This is a genomic window from Amycolatopsis sp. NPDC102522 (genome assembly GCF_055584485.1).
The window spans coordinates 163717-179711 of the sequence record NZ_JBVJLY010000011.1; the positions used below are offsets into that span (position 1 = coordinate 163717).

The 15995-nt window shown below is 68.3% G+C and carries 14 protein-coding genes and 1 tRNA gene; 3 read left to right on the plus strand and 12 right to left on the minus strand.

Annotation, left to right across the window (positions count from 1 at the left end; translation table 11 throughout):
- Positions 1-25: 25 nt before the first annotated feature.
- Complete coding sequence (locus tag ACZ6YV_RS25410; RefSeq protein ID WP_465512101.1) at positions 26-1252, minus strand: M14 family metallopeptidase; 1227 nt, start codon at positions 1250-1252, stop codon at positions 26-28.
- A 116-nt stretch (positions 1253-1368) separates the two neighbouring features.
- Positions 1369-1956 (minus strand): TetR/AcrR family transcriptional regulator, encoded by a 588-nt coding sequence (locus ACZ6YV_RS25415; RefSeq protein ID WP_005160156.1) that lies wholly within the window; start codon positions 1954-1956, stop codon positions 1369-1371.
- Positions 1957-2079: 123 nt separating this feature from the next.
- Here ACZ6YV_RS25415 and ACZ6YV_RS25420 point away from each other — a divergent pair, with 123 nt between their 5' ends.
- Positions 2080-2544 carry a GreA/GreB family elongation factor gene (locus ACZ6YV_RS25420; RefSeq protein ID WP_378239354.1) on the plus strand — a complete coding sequence of 155 codons (465 nt, stop codon included), beginning with the start codon at positions 2080-2082 and terminating at the stop codon, positions 2542-2544.
- A gap of 100 nt (positions 2545-2644) precedes the next feature.
- On the opposite strand, the gene ACZ6YV_RS25425 is transcribed toward ACZ6YV_RS25420, so the two are convergent.
- The 6 genes from ACZ6YV_RS25425 to ACZ6YV_RS25450 form a co-directional block, all read right to left on the minus strand.
- Positions 2645-4177: a PstS family phosphate ABC transporter substrate-binding protein gene (locus ACZ6YV_RS25425; protein WP_465511996.1), complete on the minus strand. Its 1533-nt coding sequence runs from the start codon at positions 4175-4177 to the stop codon at positions 2645-2647.
- Positions 4178-4249: 72 nt separating this feature from the next.
- Positions 4250-5737, minus strand: coding sequence for a flavin-containing monooxygenase (locus tag ACZ6YV_RS25430; protein WP_465511997.1), 1488 nt, complete (start codon positions 5735-5737; stop codon positions 4250-4252).
- Positions 5734-6237, minus strand: a complete 504-nt coding sequence (locus tag ACZ6YV_RS25435) for an NAD(P)/FAD-dependent oxidoreductase (RefSeq protein WP_465511998.1) — start codon at positions 6235-6237, stop codon at positions 5734-5736. Before ACZ6YV_RS25435 ends, ACZ6YV_RS25430 begins: the two co-directional genes overlap by 4 nt.
- Complete coding sequence (locus tag ACZ6YV_RS25440) at positions 6234-7163, minus strand: ferritin-like domain-containing protein (protein ID WP_465511999.1); 930 nt, start codon at positions 7161-7163, stop codon at positions 6234-6236. The genes ACZ6YV_RS25435 and ACZ6YV_RS25440 overlap by 4 nt, the downstream gene beginning before the upstream one ends.
- Complete coding sequence (locus ACZ6YV_RS25445; protein WP_465512000.1) at positions 7163-7978, minus strand: SDR family NAD(P)-dependent oxidoreductase; 816 nt, start codon at positions 7976-7978, stop codon at positions 7163-7165. Before ACZ6YV_RS25445 ends, ACZ6YV_RS25440 begins: the two co-directional genes overlap by 1 nt.
- Positions 7975-8901 carry an alpha/beta hydrolase gene (locus ACZ6YV_RS25450; RefSeq protein ID WP_465512001.1) on the minus strand — a complete coding sequence of 309 codons (927 nt, stop codon included), beginning with the start codon at positions 8899-8901 and terminating at the stop codon, positions 7975-7977. Before ACZ6YV_RS25450 ends, ACZ6YV_RS25445 begins: the two co-directional genes overlap by 4 nt.
- Before the next feature lie 44 nt (positions 8902-8945).
- On the opposite strand from ACZ6YV_RS25450, the gene ACZ6YV_RS25455 reads away from it, so the two are divergent.
- Positions 8946-9584 (plus strand): TetR/AcrR family transcriptional regulator, encoded by a 639-nt coding sequence (locus tag ACZ6YV_RS25455; protein WP_378239346.1) that lies wholly within the window; start codon positions 8946-8948, stop codon positions 9582-9584.
- 82 nt (positions 9585-9666) lie between these two features.
- Here the strand turns inward: ACZ6YV_RS25455 and ACZ6YV_RS25460 are convergent.
- Positions 9667-9740 (minus strand) — tRNA-Thr (locus ACZ6YV_RS25460).
- Positions 9741-9880: 140 nt separating this feature from the next.
- On the opposite strand from ACZ6YV_RS25460, the gene ACZ6YV_RS25465 reads away from it, so the two are divergent.
- A complete protein-coding gene (locus ACZ6YV_RS25465; protein ID WP_465512002.1) occupies positions 9881-11563 on the plus strand; it encodes a hypothetical protein in 1683 nt (560 codons plus the stop codon).
- Between the two features lie 430 nt (positions 11564-11993).
- Here ACZ6YV_RS25465 and ACZ6YV_RS25470 read toward each other — a convergent pair whose 3' ends face one another.
- The 3 genes from ACZ6YV_RS25470 to ACZ6YV_RS25480 form a co-directional block, all read right to left on the minus strand.
- The gene (locus ACZ6YV_RS25470; protein ID WP_378245051.1) at positions 11994-13202 is read right to left on the minus strand and encodes a DNA polymerase III subunit delta'; all 1209 of its coding nucleotides are present in this window, start codon (positions 13200-13202) and stop codon (positions 11994-11996) included.
- Positions 13199-15253: a bifunctional MFS transporter/dTMP kinase gene (locus ACZ6YV_RS25475; RefSeq protein WP_465512003.1), complete on the minus strand. Its 2055-nt coding sequence runs from the start codon at positions 15251-15253 to the stop codon at positions 13199-13201. Before ACZ6YV_RS25475 ends, ACZ6YV_RS25470 begins: the two co-directional genes overlap by 4 nt.
- A gap of 144 nt (positions 15254-15397) precedes the next feature.
- On the minus strand, positions 15398-15991 hold the full coding sequence (locus ACZ6YV_RS25480; protein WP_465512004.1) for a hypothetical protein: 594 nt from the start codon (positions 15989-15991) through the stop codon (positions 15398-15400).
- Positions 15992-15995: the final 4 nt, after the last annotated feature.

Sequence of the window (15995 nt, forward strand, 5' to 3'; positions counted from 1 at the left end):
GAGGCCTTCACGGAACGCTGAAGCGTCAGCCGATGGCGGTGTTCAGCAGGAGGTCCACGGCCTTGTCGTTACGCGTGGTCTCCCGGACGATCACCTCGTCGGGCGGGTAGAAGCCGGGGTTCGAACCCCGCGGGTACATCTCGAAGGTGAAGCTCAGGATCTTGTGGGTGCCCCACATCCAGTCGTCGATCGTCCCGTCCGTGATGTACAGGTCGCTCGACTGCTGCGGCGTGTAGCCGTTGGTCGCCGCCAGCTGCTTGCCCAGCGTCTGGAAACGCTGTGCTTCGGCCGCCGTCATACCCGGGGCGGTGTCGTTGTACGTGAAGCCGAACGGCCACAGCACGAGCTCCGAATAGGTGTGGAAGTCGATGCTCGCCTTGATCTGCTGGACGCCGCCGATCTTGCGCGAGTTCACGAAGTTGGACACGGCCTTGGTCTCCGGGGCGGAGAACGCCGAGGGGCCGCGGTAGGTCTCGCTGCTCGTCGAGCCCGACGAACCGCCGCAGCAGCCCCAGTTGTAGCCCCAGTTCCGGTTGGGGTCGGTGCCGTTGCCCTGGCGGTTCTTGCGCCAGTACTTGTAGCTGCCGCCGGAGATGTCGTACTCCGAGCCGTCCGGGTTGACGTTCGGGATCACGTAGATCTCGGTGCTGTCGACGAACCGCTTGATCGCCGGGTCGGAGGCGTAGCCCTGGGTGAACCGGTTCACGATCCGCAGGCACATCTCGGTGGTGAGGTGCTCGCGCGCGTGCTGGTTGCAGGTGAAGAGGACTTCGGGCTCGTTCTCGTCGGTGCCGACGTTGTCGCTGATCTTGAGCATGTTCAGCGCGCGGTTCTGGTAGGAGTTGCCGACGCTGCTCAGCTTCGCGATCGACCCGTAGTTCGTCTGGGCGTTGCGCAGTTCCGTCGTGACTTCGGCGTAGTTGTGGAAGCCGGAGTCCGCCGGCGGGAAGTCGTTGATCGCGTTCGTGCCGACCTTCTCCGACCTGTCGACGACGCCGCGCTGCTCGACGCGGAAGCCGAGCGAGCGGACCTTCGCCGCGTCGCGCGCCTCACCGATGAACATGGTCGTACCGCCGGCGGAGCCGAGGACGTCGACGCCCAGCCGGGAGATCTGGGTGCGCTGCTGCGACGTGCCGGTGCCGAAGGCCTCGTAGATCTGGACCTGCGCGTCTTCGGCCTGCTGGTCGGCGGTCGCCGGACTCGCGGCGACCGGGATGGTGAACGCCGCGACGGCCGCGATCGCCACGGCCATGCACCGTCTTATGCGCATCGTCGTCTCCTAGCTCTGAGGCAAGGGAAGGGAACCTCACCATGGCCGGAGCACCGAACACCGAACAATCCGTAACGGTACGGATCTAATGCGTATTTCTAACCGTAGTTCGCGAAGCAGAGAGCTTCGATGTCGCCGCGCAGTGCGGCGAACGGCCGCCGACGGACACGCTGCTGGACGATCGCGCCGAGCAGATAGGACAGGAGGGCTCGCGCCCGCGCCCGCGGGTCTTCCACGTCGAGCGGGGCGAGCAGTTCCGCGAGCAGTTCGGTGATCGACGTCAGCATGACGTCGATGGCCTGCGGATGCTGCGCGCGGCCCGCGGCGATCCAGTACTCGAACCAGAGGAAGGCCGCGTTCGGACGGCCGGAGAACTCGGCGAGGAAGGCCTCCAGCGCGGCGAAGAGCCGCTCGTCCGGGTGATCGTGTTTCTCCGAAATTTTGCGCAAATCGGCCGTGAACGTTGTGATGTGCGCCGCCATCGCGCGGTCGATCAGGACGTCGATGTCCGCGAAGTAGTAATGAATCGCACTCTTCGTGAGCGGCCCGGCGTCCGCGATCGCGCGCACGGTGCAGCCCGCGAGCCCGTCCCTGGCGAGCACGACACGCGCCGCTTCGACGATCTGCTCCTGTTTCTGCAGCTGATTGGGGGAGAGCCGCGCGCTGCGGCCGGGAACGGCGGTCACGGAATTCCTTACACCAAGTAGTCAGGACAGTGGCCCTGAAGCTTAGGGCAACCGTCCTGGCCGATCACAGCGGGTGAAAAATCTAGGTGGCTAGCGATCGATCCGTAGCGGACAATGCGCGGCATGGTGACCTCAGGGGACAACGGGTTCAGCCCGGCCGCGCGGCGGCAGCTGGAGAAGGAACTCGCCGATCTGCGTGCGCAGCGCGACGCGATGGCGCCGCTCGTCGGCGAACAGGAACGAACCGGCGACGCGGCCGACCAGGCGGAGGTGCTGGACCGCGCGGAAGCCGCGGCTTACCTCGAACGACGCATCTCCGACGTCGCGGCGAAGCTCGAGCACGGCGGCCGCAACAGCAAGGGCCTGCTCCCCGACGGCACCACCGTCACCATCAGGTACGCGGACGGCGACGAAGAGGAACTCCACATCGTCACCATCCCGAGCGAGGACTCCGACGCCTTCACGGTCACCTCGGACAGCCCGCTCGGCCTCGCGCTCGTGGGCGCCAAGGAGGGCGACGAGATCAAGTACCGGACGCCCCGCGGCGAAACCAGCGCCACCGTCGTCACTCTGAAGCCGCCTGCCTGACCTGTTTCGCGCCTGACATCCCCCGCCGGAATGTCATGAAAGGGTCGTTCAGGACACTTTTCCTCCTGAACGACCCTTTCATGACACCGGGCGGGGGATGTCACGCGCCCGGACGGCAGAGGACCGGATTCACCAGCTCCGCGCACGGCCGGTGCCCGTGGGACCGGACGATGTCCTTGCCGACCTGGTTGGTCAGGTACCGCAGGAAGCTCGCGACGAGCGAGTCGGCCTTCGGCTCGCCGAAGGTGTACGAATACTCGGTCTCCCAGAACGGGTACGCCGCGTGGATCGCGCCCTCCAGGGTCGCCTGATGGCCGTCGATCCGGACCGGCAGCACGTCCTCGCGTTTCGTGGCGGCGCCCAGTTCGCTGTAGCCCAGCGCCCCCGGCACGCGCGAGACCGCGTCGAGCACGTCGTTCGTGGACGGCTTCGCGCAGCGCACGACTCCCGGCTGGGCGCCCGGCGCCTGCTTGAGGCAGTCGTCGGAGTTGTCGCCGGGTTCCCTCTTGCCCGCCAGGATCTGGCCCTCGAACGTCCGCCGCGTACCGGAGTCGGAATGCCGGTCGACGAGCCGGACCGGCTGGTCCTTGCCGCCGATCTCCTTCCAGTTCGCGATCTTGCCGTCGTAGATGTCGCGGATCTGCGCGAGCGAGAGGTCCTGCACGCCGGCGTCGGAGTTGACCACGAGCGTGAACAGCGAGAACGCGACCGGACGTGGCAGCAGTTGCGGGAAGCCCTCACCCTTGACGCCGTCGGAGAACGCCAGCACACCCTCGTTCCCGGCCTGGTTCAGGCTGCTGAGGCCCTCCGCGCTCCCCCGGCTGTCGAAGGTGAACGACGCACCCGGGCACGACTTCGCGTACGAAGCCGTCGCTTCCTTCAGCACCGGCGCGAAAGCGGTCGATCCGGTGATGGTCAGCTTCCCGGCCGCGCAGTCCAGCGGCGGCGGTTTGTCGTCGAAGACCAGCGAGCGGGTCAGCTGGAAGATGCTGACCACCACGAGGAAACTGATGAGCGCGAGCACCGAGGTCGTCGGCCCGGTGCGGCTCTTGGTCTCGCGGAGGGTGCCGCCCTTGATCTCGCCGATGACCTGGGGATCGTCGAAATCGTCCGGCGTGCCGTTGGGGATCCTGTCGAGTACGGCGAGGATCTTGTAGTGCGCGCCGCGATTGAGCGGCACCCGCGGCAGATCGATCACCCCGGCGGGCCGCTCGGGATTCTCGTCCCGCGCGCCGAAACCGGAGTCGTCGCCGAAACATTCGTGCAGATGCGGCGAGCTGAGTTCGGTCACCACCATCCCGGCGACGGTGCGGCCGGGGAACTTCACGCGGACGCCGACACGGTCGTTCTCGTTGACAGCGTAGTCGTCGGTGTCGATGTCGGTGGTGCCGCTGTTCTCGATGCGCAGCAGCACGAACGACGGGTCGACGAGCCGCTCCCCGTTCTCGTGCTGCAACTGCGCGAGCGCGTCGGCCGTCGGCGCGAACCCGCGCCCGGACGCCGTCGGGGTGTCCATCTGGACGCGGTAGCCGAGCCGTTTGCGGCCGACTAGCACGAACTCCCACAGGAACGCGATGGCCGGAACACCGATCCCGACCACCGCGAGCAGGACATCCCAGGGAAAGCCTTCCAAGACCAGCCTCCAGGTTCGGGGAATCGAACCTAAGGCTCATCCAGGCCTGGAACGGCGGACTTCAGCCAGTGTTCACCGGCCGTCCGCGAAGGCGTAGTCGTCGAGGTCGAAGAAGCGGCTCGTCACCATGGTTTCCAGCGTGGGCGACGCCCGGAACGGCACGTCCCCGTTCACGTCGAAGTAGTAGCTGTTGGCCAGTGCGCAGCTGTCCTGGAAGAACACCTGATGCTTGCGCCGGTCCAGCATGCTTTGGAAGTACCGGTCGTTGGCCTCGTTCGTGACCTCCACGCGCGTCGAGCCGGTCTTGCGCGCGTTGCGCAGGCAGCGGACGATGTGCGCGGTCTGCGTCTCGATCAGGTTGAAGTACGACGAACCGTTGTAGCCGTAGGGCCCGAGAATGGTGAACAGGTTCGGGAAGCCGGGCACGCTCACGCCCTGATAGGCCTGGAACCGGTTTTCCTCCCAGAACTTCTCCAGATCGGCGCCGCCCGCCCCGCGCACGGTGAACGCGGGCATGTTGCCCTTCTCGAACACCTTGAACCCGGTCGCGAGCACCAGGACGTCGACGGGATGCTCGGTACCGTCCGCGGTGCGCACGCCGGACTCGGTGATCGTGTCGATGCCCGTGGTCTCCAGCGTGACGTTCTCTCGGTTGAACGTCTGCAAGTACTCGTTGGAAAAGCTCGGCCGCTTGCAGCCCAGCGCGTAACGCGGGGTGAGCTTCTCGCGGGTCTCGGGATCCTTGACGGCGCGGCGCAGATGCGCGAGCCCGATCCGCTCGCCCGCGCCCGCCGTCGGCAGGAGGTTGTGGAAGTGCGCGGCCAGCGGGAAGGTCAGCTCGACGAGTGCCTGACTGGCCAGCCGCGAAAGCCTTTTGGCGCCGGGCAGCCGCCGCAGCGCCAGCCGCACCGGATCCGGCAGGGCGATGTCGGGTTTGGGCAGGCACCAGATCGGCGTGCGCTGGAACACCGTCAGCCGGTCGGCCTCCGGCGCGATGGACGGGATCACTTGCACGGCCGAGGCCCCGGTGCCGACGACCGCGACGCGTTTCCCGCGCAGGTCGACGGTGTGGTCCCAGCGCGCGGTGTGCATGACCGTGCCGCGGAACCCGGCGAGCCCGTCGATGTCCGGCGGCTTCGGCTGGGTGAGCACCCCGGTGGCGCCGACGACGAACCGCGCCGTCGTCGACCAGCCGTCGCCGGTTTCGAGGCGCCACAAGTGCGTCTCGTCGTCGAAGGTCGCGGAGACGACCTTGCTGCCGAGGCGGGTGCGGCGGCGGATGTCGTACTTGTCGACGCAGTAGTCGGCGTAGGCCTTCAGCTCGCGGCCCGGCGCGTAGACCCGCGACCAGCCGGAGATCTGCTCGAACGAGAACTGGTAGCTGAACGACGGGATGTCGACCGCGACACCGGGATAGGTGTTCCAATGCCAGGCGCCGCCGACGCCGTCCCCCTCCTCCAGCATGAGGAAGTCGCCGAAACCCGCTTTTTGGAGCAGGATCGCGGCGCCGATGCCGGAGAAGCCCCCGCCGATGATCGCGATCTCGTGGTCCGGCGTCATGCGGGAAGTCCTTCCGTGGCGAAAAGCGAACTGGCGCCGAGCACGACGACGTCGGCCTGGTGCTCGATCCCCTCGGCGGTACGGATTCCGTGGGGCGCGAAGGCGTAGACAGGCCAGGTGATGAGCTTGCAGCCGGGCCGCCGCAGCGCGCCGTAGTAGCCGAGCCCGGACGCGGTCTTCCGCGAGCCGAACCGCCGGTCCGGCGTCAGCAGCCTGCGGATCCAGGGGTCTTTCACCTGCCAGCGCAGGAAAACGCGGGCGACGGCGATGCCGAGGACGTTCGGCCCCGGCACCGGCATCGGCACCACCCAGTCCGGTTCCTCCTGGAACACCTTCACCGACCGCGCGGTGGCCGCTACCTCGGGCACGATCTGCGCCGCCTCACGGCCGGGCGCGACGACGGCGACCCGCTGCCCGGCGAAGTCGTGCCCGAACCATTCGGTGCCGCGCAGCACCGCACCTTCGAAGACAGCCACGCCCTTGAATTCGCTCAGCGTCATGACGCGACCGGTTCGTGGGTGATTTCCTCGGTCCACGACTGCGGCTTTCCCAGCAGCCGCGAGGGGATCAGGCGGGTCACCTTCACCATCGGGTCGGCGAGCAACCGGTGGTAGAGGTGGGAACGGTCGACGATCATCGCCGCCTGCGCCTTCAGCACGTGGTACGCGGGGATGCGCTGGGTGAACTCGCCGCGGCCGCCGATGGTGGAGAACCGTTTCACCGCGTTGTACAGCTTCTTCTCCGGCAGGCCCATCGCGACGATGTTGTCCCGCATCTTGTTGATCAGCGGCACGAACACGACGATCAGGCCGAGGACGATCTGGGGTTTGAGCGAGCCGAGGGATTCGGTGATCAGCTTGGTCGTGGAGCCGGCGCCGATCAGTTCCAGCACCTCGAAATCGGCCGTGATGTGCCGGGCCTCGTCGGAGTTGATGTGCCGGAACACCTGGTGGCACACCGGATCGGAGATCTCGTCGAGCAGGAACTTCACCAGCGCGCCGTCGAGCGCGCATTCCAGCAGCGGGATGAGCGTGGCCAGCGCCGTCAGCGGCAGCGTGTCACCGTAGTCGTCGAGGACCTTGATGGCGAGTTTGACGTTGATGTTCGGCTCGGGCATCGAGCCGTGCTCGTCGAGCATTCCCCAGCGCTTCATCAGTGCCAGTTCCGCGTTGGCGTGTTTCTGTTCCTCGGCGTGGAAGTACCGGTAGATCTCCTGGATCACCGGCGTCGGCGCCTTCTTGGCCAGCGAGGCGAACCCGCGAGCGCCGACGTGTTCGATCCACACGAGGTCGGCCATGAACGGCCGCATCTTGGCGCGCAGTTCGTCGGTCATCGTCTCGGCGCCGGGCGCGTCCCAGTCGATGTCGGCCAGCGACCACTGCTTGTCCTTGATGGTCTGGAGCATCGCGGCGAAGTCGTAGGCCATCACTTCTCCTTTTCGGCGGGCAGGAACCGGCCGAGCAGACCGGCGATCCGCGTGTACGGGACGGGCACGAACCGTTTGGCGTGCCACAGAAGCTGGGCGTCGGGTTGCGGCACGACATACAGGCGGCCGCGATCGTGGGCGTCGAGCGTCATCCTCGCGACCTTTTCGGCGGAGAACCCGACCAGATCGGAGACCTTCCGCGCGAGGCCGCGCGCCTCGGCGTCGATGAGTTCGCCGTCGAAGATGTTGGTGCGGACGAAGGTCGGGCACAGCACGGTGACCGCGACGCCGGTGCCGGACAGCTCGGCGGCCAGTGTCTCGGAGAGGCTGACGACCCCGGCCTTGCTCACGTTGTAGGCGGCCATTCGCGGCGCGGCGGTGAAGCCGGCGGCCGAGGCGACGTTGATGATGCCGCCCGCCTTCGCCGCCCTCATGGCGGGCACGAAGGTGTGGCAGCCGTGGATCACGCCCCAGAGGTTCACGCCGAGGGTGCGTTGCCAATCGGACAGCGGGCTCTCCCCGACGGGTTTGCCGCCGGCGCCGATCCCGGCGTTGTTGACGACGAGGTCCGGATCGCGGCCGAGCCAGGACCGCGCCTGGTTCGCGAGATCGGCGACCTCGTCCACAGTGGACACGTCACAGGCGATGGCGACCGCGTTCTCGAGCGACTTCGCGGTTTCTTCGGCGGCTTCGAGGTCGATGTCGGCGCAGACGACCCGGCTGCCGCGCCGGACGAGTTCGGCCGCGATCGCCCTCCCGATCCCGCTGCCCGCGCCGGTGACGACGGCGTGCGCTCCTTGGGTCCGCTTCGTCATGCTGCCCTCACGATCGCCGGGAGATTCCCGGTGAGGAAGCGGCAAGCCCGCTCCATCGCCGGTCCCGCTTCGGGAATGAAACGGGTCAGTGCCTGGAAGACGTGCATCTGGCCGGGGACCACGTCCAGTTCGCAGTCCGCCCCCGTGCGGCGCAGGGCCCTGGCCAGTTCGATGGCGTCCGCGGCGAGCATTTCGAGGCCGCCCGCCTGGATGATCGTCGGTGGGAAGCCTTTGATGTCGTCGAAGGCGAACCGCAGCCGCGCCGACGCGACATCGGCGTCCACTGTGTACAGACCGACCAGGCGCGCGGCCGCGGCGGCGGAGATCATCGGGTCGGGGCTCATACGTTCTCTTTGGGCGGCCAACGAAAACGTCACGTCGAACAGCGGCGAGAAGAGCGCGAGCGCGGCAGGCGGTTCGCGGTGCTCCCGGATCAGCTGCGCGGCGAGGTCGACCGCGAGATGCCCGCCCGCGGAGTCACCCGCGACGAGGATCCGCCGATATCCCTGGTCAAGGAGCCTGTCGTAAGCGGCGCGGACGTCGTCGGCGGCGTTCGGGAAGCGATGCCGGGGCGCGAGCCGGTACTCGCAGGCGAAGACCGGGAGCCCGGTGCCGCCGGAGACCCGCGTGGTCAGCCCGCGATGCGTGCGCGCCGAACAGAGCGCGTAACCGCTGCCGTGGATGTAGAGGACCACGGCGTTGCCTTCGGTCACCTCGGGAGCGCGGACCCACTCGCCGCGGACGCCGGGCTCGATGCGGCTTCCCTTCAACGGCGGCGAAGCCAGCCACAGACTACTCGCGATGAAGGCGCGGGAAAACGCGATTCCGGCCCGGTTCGCCGGGATCGCGTTGGCGATCGGCCGCACGAAAGCGGACGTCAGCGCGGCGGCCAAACCGGGTCGCAGGCCATTCTGCGGTCGCATGCCCTCAGAATGAGTCCGAGGGCATCTGCTGTCAAGATGGAGGGGTGACCGCGTCCCGCCGCTACAGCGGCAAGACCGCCGACGAGCGCCGAGCCGAACGACGGCTCGCCCTGCTCGGCGCCGCACTGGACATCTGGCAGGAACAGGGCTGGGCGGCGGTCACCATGCGGGGCGTCTGCGCGCGGGCGAACCTGACCGACAGGTACTTCTACGAGAACTTCGCCAACCGCGACGCTTTGCTCGCCATCGCTTGGGAACAGGTCCGCGACGAGACCCTGCGGATGGTCCTCGACGCCGTCGCTTCCCGGATCGAGCAACCAGCCCTGGATCAGCTCCGCGCCGCTGTCGACGTCGTCGTGCACCACGTGCAGGAAGAGCCGGCGCGGGCGCAGATCCTGTTCGGCGACCACGCGGGAAGCGCGGTGCTGGAGCAACTGCGGCGGCAGACCGTCCAGGAGACCACCGGCCTGCTGATCGAACTCGCGCGGCCGCATCTGAAGCCCGATGTGGACGGACTGGAGTTCCGGGTCAACGTCCTGCTCGGGATCGGCGGCTTCGTGGAGATCATGCTCGCGTGGCGCTCCGGACTGCTCGACGCGGACGCGGACACGCTCGTCGACCACCTCACGGGAGTGGGAACTTCGCTGTCGCGGATGTTCCTCAAGGGTGACACCAACGGGTGAACTTTCGTGGCTCGCTGGTCGCTGACCCGGAAATGCGTCAGGGCCTCATCCGGAGTGTTCCGAATGAGGCCCTGACCTGCGGAGCCGCCTAGGGGAATCGAACCCCTGACCTATTCATTACGAGTGAATCGCTCTGGCCGACTGAGCTAAGGCGGCAGACATCGGACTCACACCCGATGACGGAGACAAGTGTAGCGGAGGCTTGAACGTCACCTTCCGGGGCCACCGTCGTTAGGGTCCTATGACGCCGGTCTCAGTCCCCCAAGATCGGCCCATCCCCACTGGAGGACCTGTTCATGCGGCAACGACTGCCCCGTGTGCTGGCGCTTCCGGCCGCCGCGGCCCTGCTCCTGATGACCGCGGCTCCGGCGCTCGCCCAGGACATCCCGACCACGCCGATCCCCGATCCGGCCAATCCGGGACAGCCGCCGATGTCGGCGCCGATCGGACCGCAGCCGCTGGGCAAGGCGGTCGGTGACGCGGGGGCGGCGCTGGGCGTGCTGCGCCTGCTGCCCAACGCGGTGCCGACGAGCGCGATCCTGCCCGGGGCGGACAAGCTGCTGCCGAAGCAGTCCGCGCTCGAAGCCGGGATGGGGCTTTCCAGCGCACAGGCCAACTCCGAGGCCTACCTGAGCTACGAGAAGTCGATCGCGCAGTCTTCGCCGTTCGGCCTGTCCGCCGCGGGCAACGCGCCGCAGACGCCGGGCAGCCTCGTGCAGACGGCGCTGCCGGACAACCCGAAGCCGATCAGCGGCGGCCTCAACGCGCCGAAGAACCCGCTGTTCAACCTCGGCCTGCTGAACGGCGAGGCGCACGCGCGCTGGAGCCCGACGCTCGGGCCGTGTGTCGGCACGATCGCCGATTCGAGCACGTCGATCGCGAACCTCGCGCTGCTGCCGACCATCCCGAACATCCCGGGCGCCGAGCAGCTGACCCAGGCTTCAGAGCAGCTCACGGCCGGCCTGAAGGGGCTTCCGGGCCCGCTGGCGAGCCTGGGCGGACTGCTTTCGGGCACCAGCACCAGTGCCGACGGCAAGGGCGCGGTGCTGAGCCTGCCGAACACGCTGTCGTCGCGTTCGATCGTGCGGCTGGTCGACATCCCCGGGTCCAAGAACAAGGCCGTCGAATCGACGTCGACCCTGCAGGCCGCCAGCATCGAACTGCTGAAGGGCACGCCGCTCGGCCTGACGATCAAGGTCGCCAGCCAGCCGACGCTGCGGGTCACCTCGACCGGGGACAAGAAGACGTCGAAGGTCGAGTACACCGCGCCGGTGCTGCAGATCGTCCGCGGCGACAAGGTGCTGTTCACCCTCGACGCGAACAACCCGGCCAAGGACATCCCGATCGGCATCCCGCTGCCGTCGCTCAAGCAGGTCCCGGGCTTCGAGCAGCTGAAGAACGTGCCGGTCATCGGCGGGCTCGCCGAGATGCTGGACGGTGCCACGAAACAGCTTCCGGGCGGCGAGGCCGGGAACGGGCTCACCCTCGACCTCGGGGTGCTGAAGCTGTCGATCGCCGGGCTGAACCAGAAGTCGAGCGACACGACCTCGCCGTTCAAGGGCTTCCAGCTCGGCGCTTCGGCGCGACTGCTGGACCTGCAGATCCTGCCGACAGCCGCACTGCAGAAGGCGCTGCCGCCGGACGTCGCGAAGAAGCTGCCGTCGTCGCTGGCGCAGATCTCGCTCGGCGAGCAGATCGCCAGGGCGCACGCGCCGACCGGCGGTGTCGAGTGCGGCACGGCGACCCCGCCGCCCGCGGGCAACAACGGTGGCGCCGCGCCGAAGGGGCCGGTCAAGAATCTGGCCTACACCAATGCCGCCTACGACACGGTGCCGATGTTCTGGTCGGGTACCGCGATGCTGCTGATCGGCGTGGTCCTCGTGGCCGCGATGCCGGGACGGCGCCGGCTCTCGGTGGTCGCCATTCCGCTCGAGAAGAAGCCTTTCAAGCCTTCACCGCGACCGCGCACGGAGGACTAGACGGGGCGAGGAGGGTGATGAACGGTCCTTTCACGCCAAGCCCCCGCGTGGGAGGCCCGTTCGTACCTTGATCGCCGACGCTGATGGGCCCCTTCGCCGCTTCTAACGCGGTGAAGGGGCCCTTCGCTTTTCGCTTGAGGCCCAGCTTGGTGTCCCCAATGGGGCGTTGGGGACGCTCAACGTCCCCAACGCCCCATTGGGGACACCAAGCCGAGGTCGAGCACCCGCCACACCCGAATCCGCTTCACTTACCCACAGCACTTGTCCACAACCACCCCCACCTGTGGACAACTCCCCCGACCAGCACTTTTCCACCCCTACCCCCGGTAGACTGGACTCGGGGACGCCCCCCTGGGATGGGCGGGGGGCTGGGATGGGCGGGGGGCTGGGATGGGCGGGGTGCTGGGGTGGTGCGGAGTGAGGTGCGGGGTCAGCCTTGGCGCAGGGTCGTGACCATGGCTTCCACGGCGATTCGTGGCTTCACGTTCAGGTCGATCGCCTCGCGGCATTCCAGGACGGCTTCGAGACGCCGCAGGATCGAGTCGGGCGCCCAGGCCGAGGCGGCCTGCGAGATTTCCGAGGCGTGGTCGGGGTGGTTCAGCGTCGCGCCCGCGCCGCTCGCGGTCACCAGCACGTCCCGGTAGAACGCGGCGAGGTCCACCAGCGCGAGATCGAGGGTGTCCCGCTGGGTCCGGGTCGCCCGTGACTTCTGGCGCTTCTCAAGCTGCTTCACAGCGGCTTCGGCGGCGCGCTTCGCCCCGGCGACGCCCTTTCCGATGCCGTCACCGCCCATCGCGGTGCGAAGTTCGGAACGTTCGGCCTCGTCGCGGACCTTGCTTTCCTCGCCCGCGTCGGCCTCGGCCGCGCTGATCAGCTGATCGGCGCAAGTGAACACATCGGACGGACGGCGCAGGCCGAGCGGGATCCGCAGCACCGTCGCCCGCCGCTGCCGGGCCGCCTCGTCGGTGGCGAGTCGCCGCGCACGGCCGACATGTCCACTCGAGACGGACGCGGCCCACCGCGCGCGTTCGGGATCGATACCGTCCCGTTCCACCAGCACCTGCGCGATCGCTTCGGCGGGCGGCGTCCGCAGAGTCACCAGACGGCACCGCGAGCGGATCGTCACCGAGACGTCGTCCGGATGATCCGACGGCGCGCACAACAGGAACACCGTGCGGTCCGGCGGCTCTTCGACGGCCTTCAGCAACGCGTTCGACGCGCCCTCTGTCAGCCTGTCGGCATCCTCGATGATCACCACCTGCCACCGCCCGGTGGTCGGACGGCGCGCGGCGGCCTGGACCAGCGAACGCATCTCGGCGACAGAGATCGAAAGACCTTCGGGCGCGACGAGCTTGACGTCGGCGTGCGTACCGGCCATCACGGTGCGGCAGCCGGGGCATTCACCGCAGCCGGTACCGGTGCTGCACTGCAACGCGGCCGCGAAAACCCTCGCGGCGGTCGAGCGCCCCGACCCTGGCGGCCCGGTGACCAGCCAGGCGTGGGTCATCGCCCCTGGCGCGACAGGCTGGTTCTCGATGATCCGCGCGGCCGCCGTCGACGCCGAAGAAAGCGTGCGCGCACCGGGCTCCTGGCCGACGAGCTGCTTCCAGACACCGATCAGCACAGGGGCTTCCGTCATCTCGCTTCGACCTTTTCCTCCGTCGGAGCGAGCCCGGCGAGCCTGCCGACGAGCACCGCGCGGATCGCGGTCCGCACCCGGTCACTCACTTCGTCCTCGGTACCGTCCGCGTCGACCACCACATACCGGTCCGGATCGGCGGCGGCCATCTCCGTGAGCAGATGCTGCACCCGCCACTGCGCGTCCAGCGACTCCGACTTCCGCATCACCGTGCCGGGATCGGCGTCGAGCAGGACGGTGATGTCGGGCCGCAACCTGCCGGTCGCCCAGTCGGCGAGCCCTTCGAGTTCCTGGCTGTCCAGCCCGGCGACCGCGGACAGATGCGCCAGCGGCGAGTCCACGAACCGTTCCATCACCACGACGGAACCGGCGTCGAGCGCGGGCTGGATATCCCGTTCGACGATGTCCGCCCGCACCGCGGCGGCGGCCAGCGCCTGCGCCCGCGCACCGGACAGCGAAGCACCGGAGACGAGCTTCGCGAGCCGTTGATCGTCCAGCGCCGGATCGGCCGCCAGGACGACCGGACGCGTACCGCCGCCCAGCCACTCGGCCAGCCGCGCGGCCTGCATCTCGGTGTTGATCGCTCGCGTGCCTTCGAGCGCGATCAGCAGCCCGTTCACCCGGCGCGGACTACGACGCAGGGCGTTGCGGAGGTCGGCGAGGATCGGCTCGGCCCGCCTGTCGTCCATCTGCCGGTAGGCGACGATCCCCGCGACAAGGGCGAAGACGCCACCGCCGATCATCACTGGCCGGGTGCCGTCGATGGTGATCGTGCCGCCCCACAAGCTGATCTCGGTCTTCTGGACCGCGCTGATCAGCAGCGGCACCAGCACCGTCGAGCCGAACAGCACGATCTTCATCAGTGCCTGGTAGATCGCGTTGATCCGGCCGCGGATGGAGTCTTCGATCCGCGAACCGATGATCGTGACACCGGTCAGGAACGCCGTCCCCGCCCAGAAACCGACGGCGGCGACAGCGACCAGCGACACGGCGAGGTGCGGCGACAGCGCGACGACGACGAGACACAGCCCCGCGGCGACGATCGAGATGCCGAACAGCCGGTCGTGCGCGAGCCGCCGGGCGAGCTTCGGGGCCAAGGCCATACCGGTCGCGAGCCCGAGGAAGACGGCGAGCACGAGGAGGTTGAACGCCGCGTCACCGGCGAGCAGGCTGGACGAGTACGGCTTGGCCGAACCGATCACCGCGCCACCGGCGGCGAAAGCGCCGAACGCGCCGATCATCAGCCCGCGCACCAACGGCGTCGTCCGCACGAAGCGGGCGCCGTCGGCGATCATCTGGCGGAAGCCGAACTTCTCCTCTTCGGCGGACTTGACCTTGGGTTTCTCCACCGAGTGGACGTTGCGCAGCGAGAGCTCGGGGATCCGGGTGGCGATCACGATCGCGCTGGTCAGGTACAGCAGACCGGTGATGACGACGGCGACCTTCGCGATGCCGAGCTGGGCGTCACCCTGGAAGAAGTGGAACGTGGTGTTGCTGCCGGTGAGCACGGCGTTCGCCCCGGCCGCGGTGATCACCGCGAGGCCGTAGGTCATCACCATGCCGAGCTGGTTGGCCGTCTCGACCTGATCCGGCCGGCGCAGCAGATTCGGCACCGCCGCGTCCTTCGACGGGATCCACATCATCGCGCAGCAGCCGACCAGGAAGTTGCCGACGAACACCCACCACGGCGTGCCGACGAACGCGATCGACAGCAGGAACCCGCACCGGCCGAGGTCGCAGAGCACCATCACCTTGCGCCGGTCGAACCGGTCGGCGAGCAGCCCGCCGAGCGGGGCGAACAGCAGCCCCGGCAGCAGCGAGGTCAGCACGACACCGACGAACGCGAAGTTCTGCGCCGCGTAGTTGTCGGTCAGTTTGGTGACCAGACCGGTCAGCGTCAGGAGGTTCAGCCAGTCCGCGACGCTGCACAGGTACGAGACACCCCAGATCCGGCGGAACGGCTTGATCGCCAGCACCCGCCGCGCGCGGTGCATGGTGGAAGCGTCACGCCCCGTCGAACCATCCGAGCCCGCTTCGGGCATCGACTGCACGCCCTCGCTGATACGCCCACCCCACTAGTCACGCGTCGCCGGGCGCGACCCGGGTCAACGCCGAGTCCCCCGACCGTATGGCCAGGGTATCCCGATGGGTGACGTGGAGGTGGACGGGCCCGTCCGGCGCTACCGCCGGACGGGTTACCCGAAGATCCCCGAGATGCTACTGAACAGGCTGGCCAGCAGCTGGATGGCGAGGACCGCGAAGACGATCATGAGGGCGATCGCGATCATCACGCCGGCGGTGTTCGACGACGGTTTGCCGATCCTCGGCATCTGCATCGATCGCTTGGCGCGCTGTACTTCGGCCTCGGCCTCTTCGTCGGCCTCGACCGGCTCTTCCTGCTTCAGCCGACGAGGCTGGCGGATGAGCTGAGAAGGCCTCGACGGCCAGGTGCGTTGTTGGGGCAGGATCCCGATCGGCGCAGCGCCTTGCTCACCGACCGTGTTGATGAGCTTCGCGGACGACTGTTCGGTGCCCGGGTTTTCGGCGGGCCGATCGTCCGCGAGCATGGCCGCGTCGACCATCCTGCTGACCACTTCGGGGTCGTGCTGGACCGGTCCCGGCACCTGCACGTGGATCTCGTCGGACCCGGCCGACGGGTTCGCTTGAGCCGTCGTGACCAGGCCGGACAGTGGATCGGCGAACGTGTCGCCCGGAGGATGTGCCTGAGTGCCATCGCCTTTCACGAAGTCGGGGGCATCGTAGAAGGGAGTTTCGCCCTTCCCGCTCATGGTG

Excerpts from the sequence above, each read along its gene's own strand:
- ACZ6YV_RS25430 (WP_465511997.1), bottom strand. The coding sequence starts at position 5,737 with ATGACGCCGGACCACGAGATCGCGATCATCGGCGGGGGCTTCTCCGGC.
- ACZ6YV_RS25480 (WP_465512004.1), bottom strand. The coding sequence starts at position 15,991 with ATGAGCGGGAAGGGCGAAACTCCCTTCTACGATGCCCCCGACTTCGTG.
- ACZ6YV_RS25470 (WP_378245051.1), bottom strand. The coding sequence starts at position 13,202 with ATGACGGAAGCCCCTGTGCTGATCGGTGTCTGGAAGCAGCTCGTCGGC.
- ACZ6YV_RS25435 (WP_465511998.1), bottom strand. The coding sequence starts at position 6,237 with ATGACGCTGAGCGAATTCAAGGGCGTGGCTGTCTTCGAAGGTGCGGTG.
- ACZ6YV_RS25465 (WP_465512002.1), top strand. The coding sequence starts at position 9,881 with ATGCGGCAACGACTGCCCCGTGTGCTGGCGCTTCCGGCCGCCGCGGCC.
- ACZ6YV_RS25445 (WP_465512000.1), bottom strand. The coding sequence starts at position 7,978 with ATGACGAAGCGGACCCAAGGAGCGCACGCCGTCGTCACCGGCGCGGGC.
- ACZ6YV_RS25440 (WP_465511999.1), bottom strand. The coding sequence starts at position 7,163 with ATGGCCTACGACTTCGCCGCGATGCTCCAGACCATCAAGGACAAGCAG.
- ACZ6YV_RS25410 (WP_465512101.1), bottom strand. The coding sequence starts at position 1,252 with ATGGCCGTGGCGATCGCGGCCGTCGCGGCGTTCACCATCCCGGTCGCC.
- ACZ6YV_RS25420 (WP_378239354.1), top strand. The coding sequence starts at position 2,080 with ATGGTGACCTCAGGGGACAACGGGTTCAGCCCGGCCGCGCGGCGGCAG.
- ACZ6YV_RS25450 (WP_465512001.1), bottom strand. The coding sequence starts at position 8,901 with ATGCGACCGCAGAATGGCCTGCGACCCGGTTTGGCCGCCGCGCTGACG.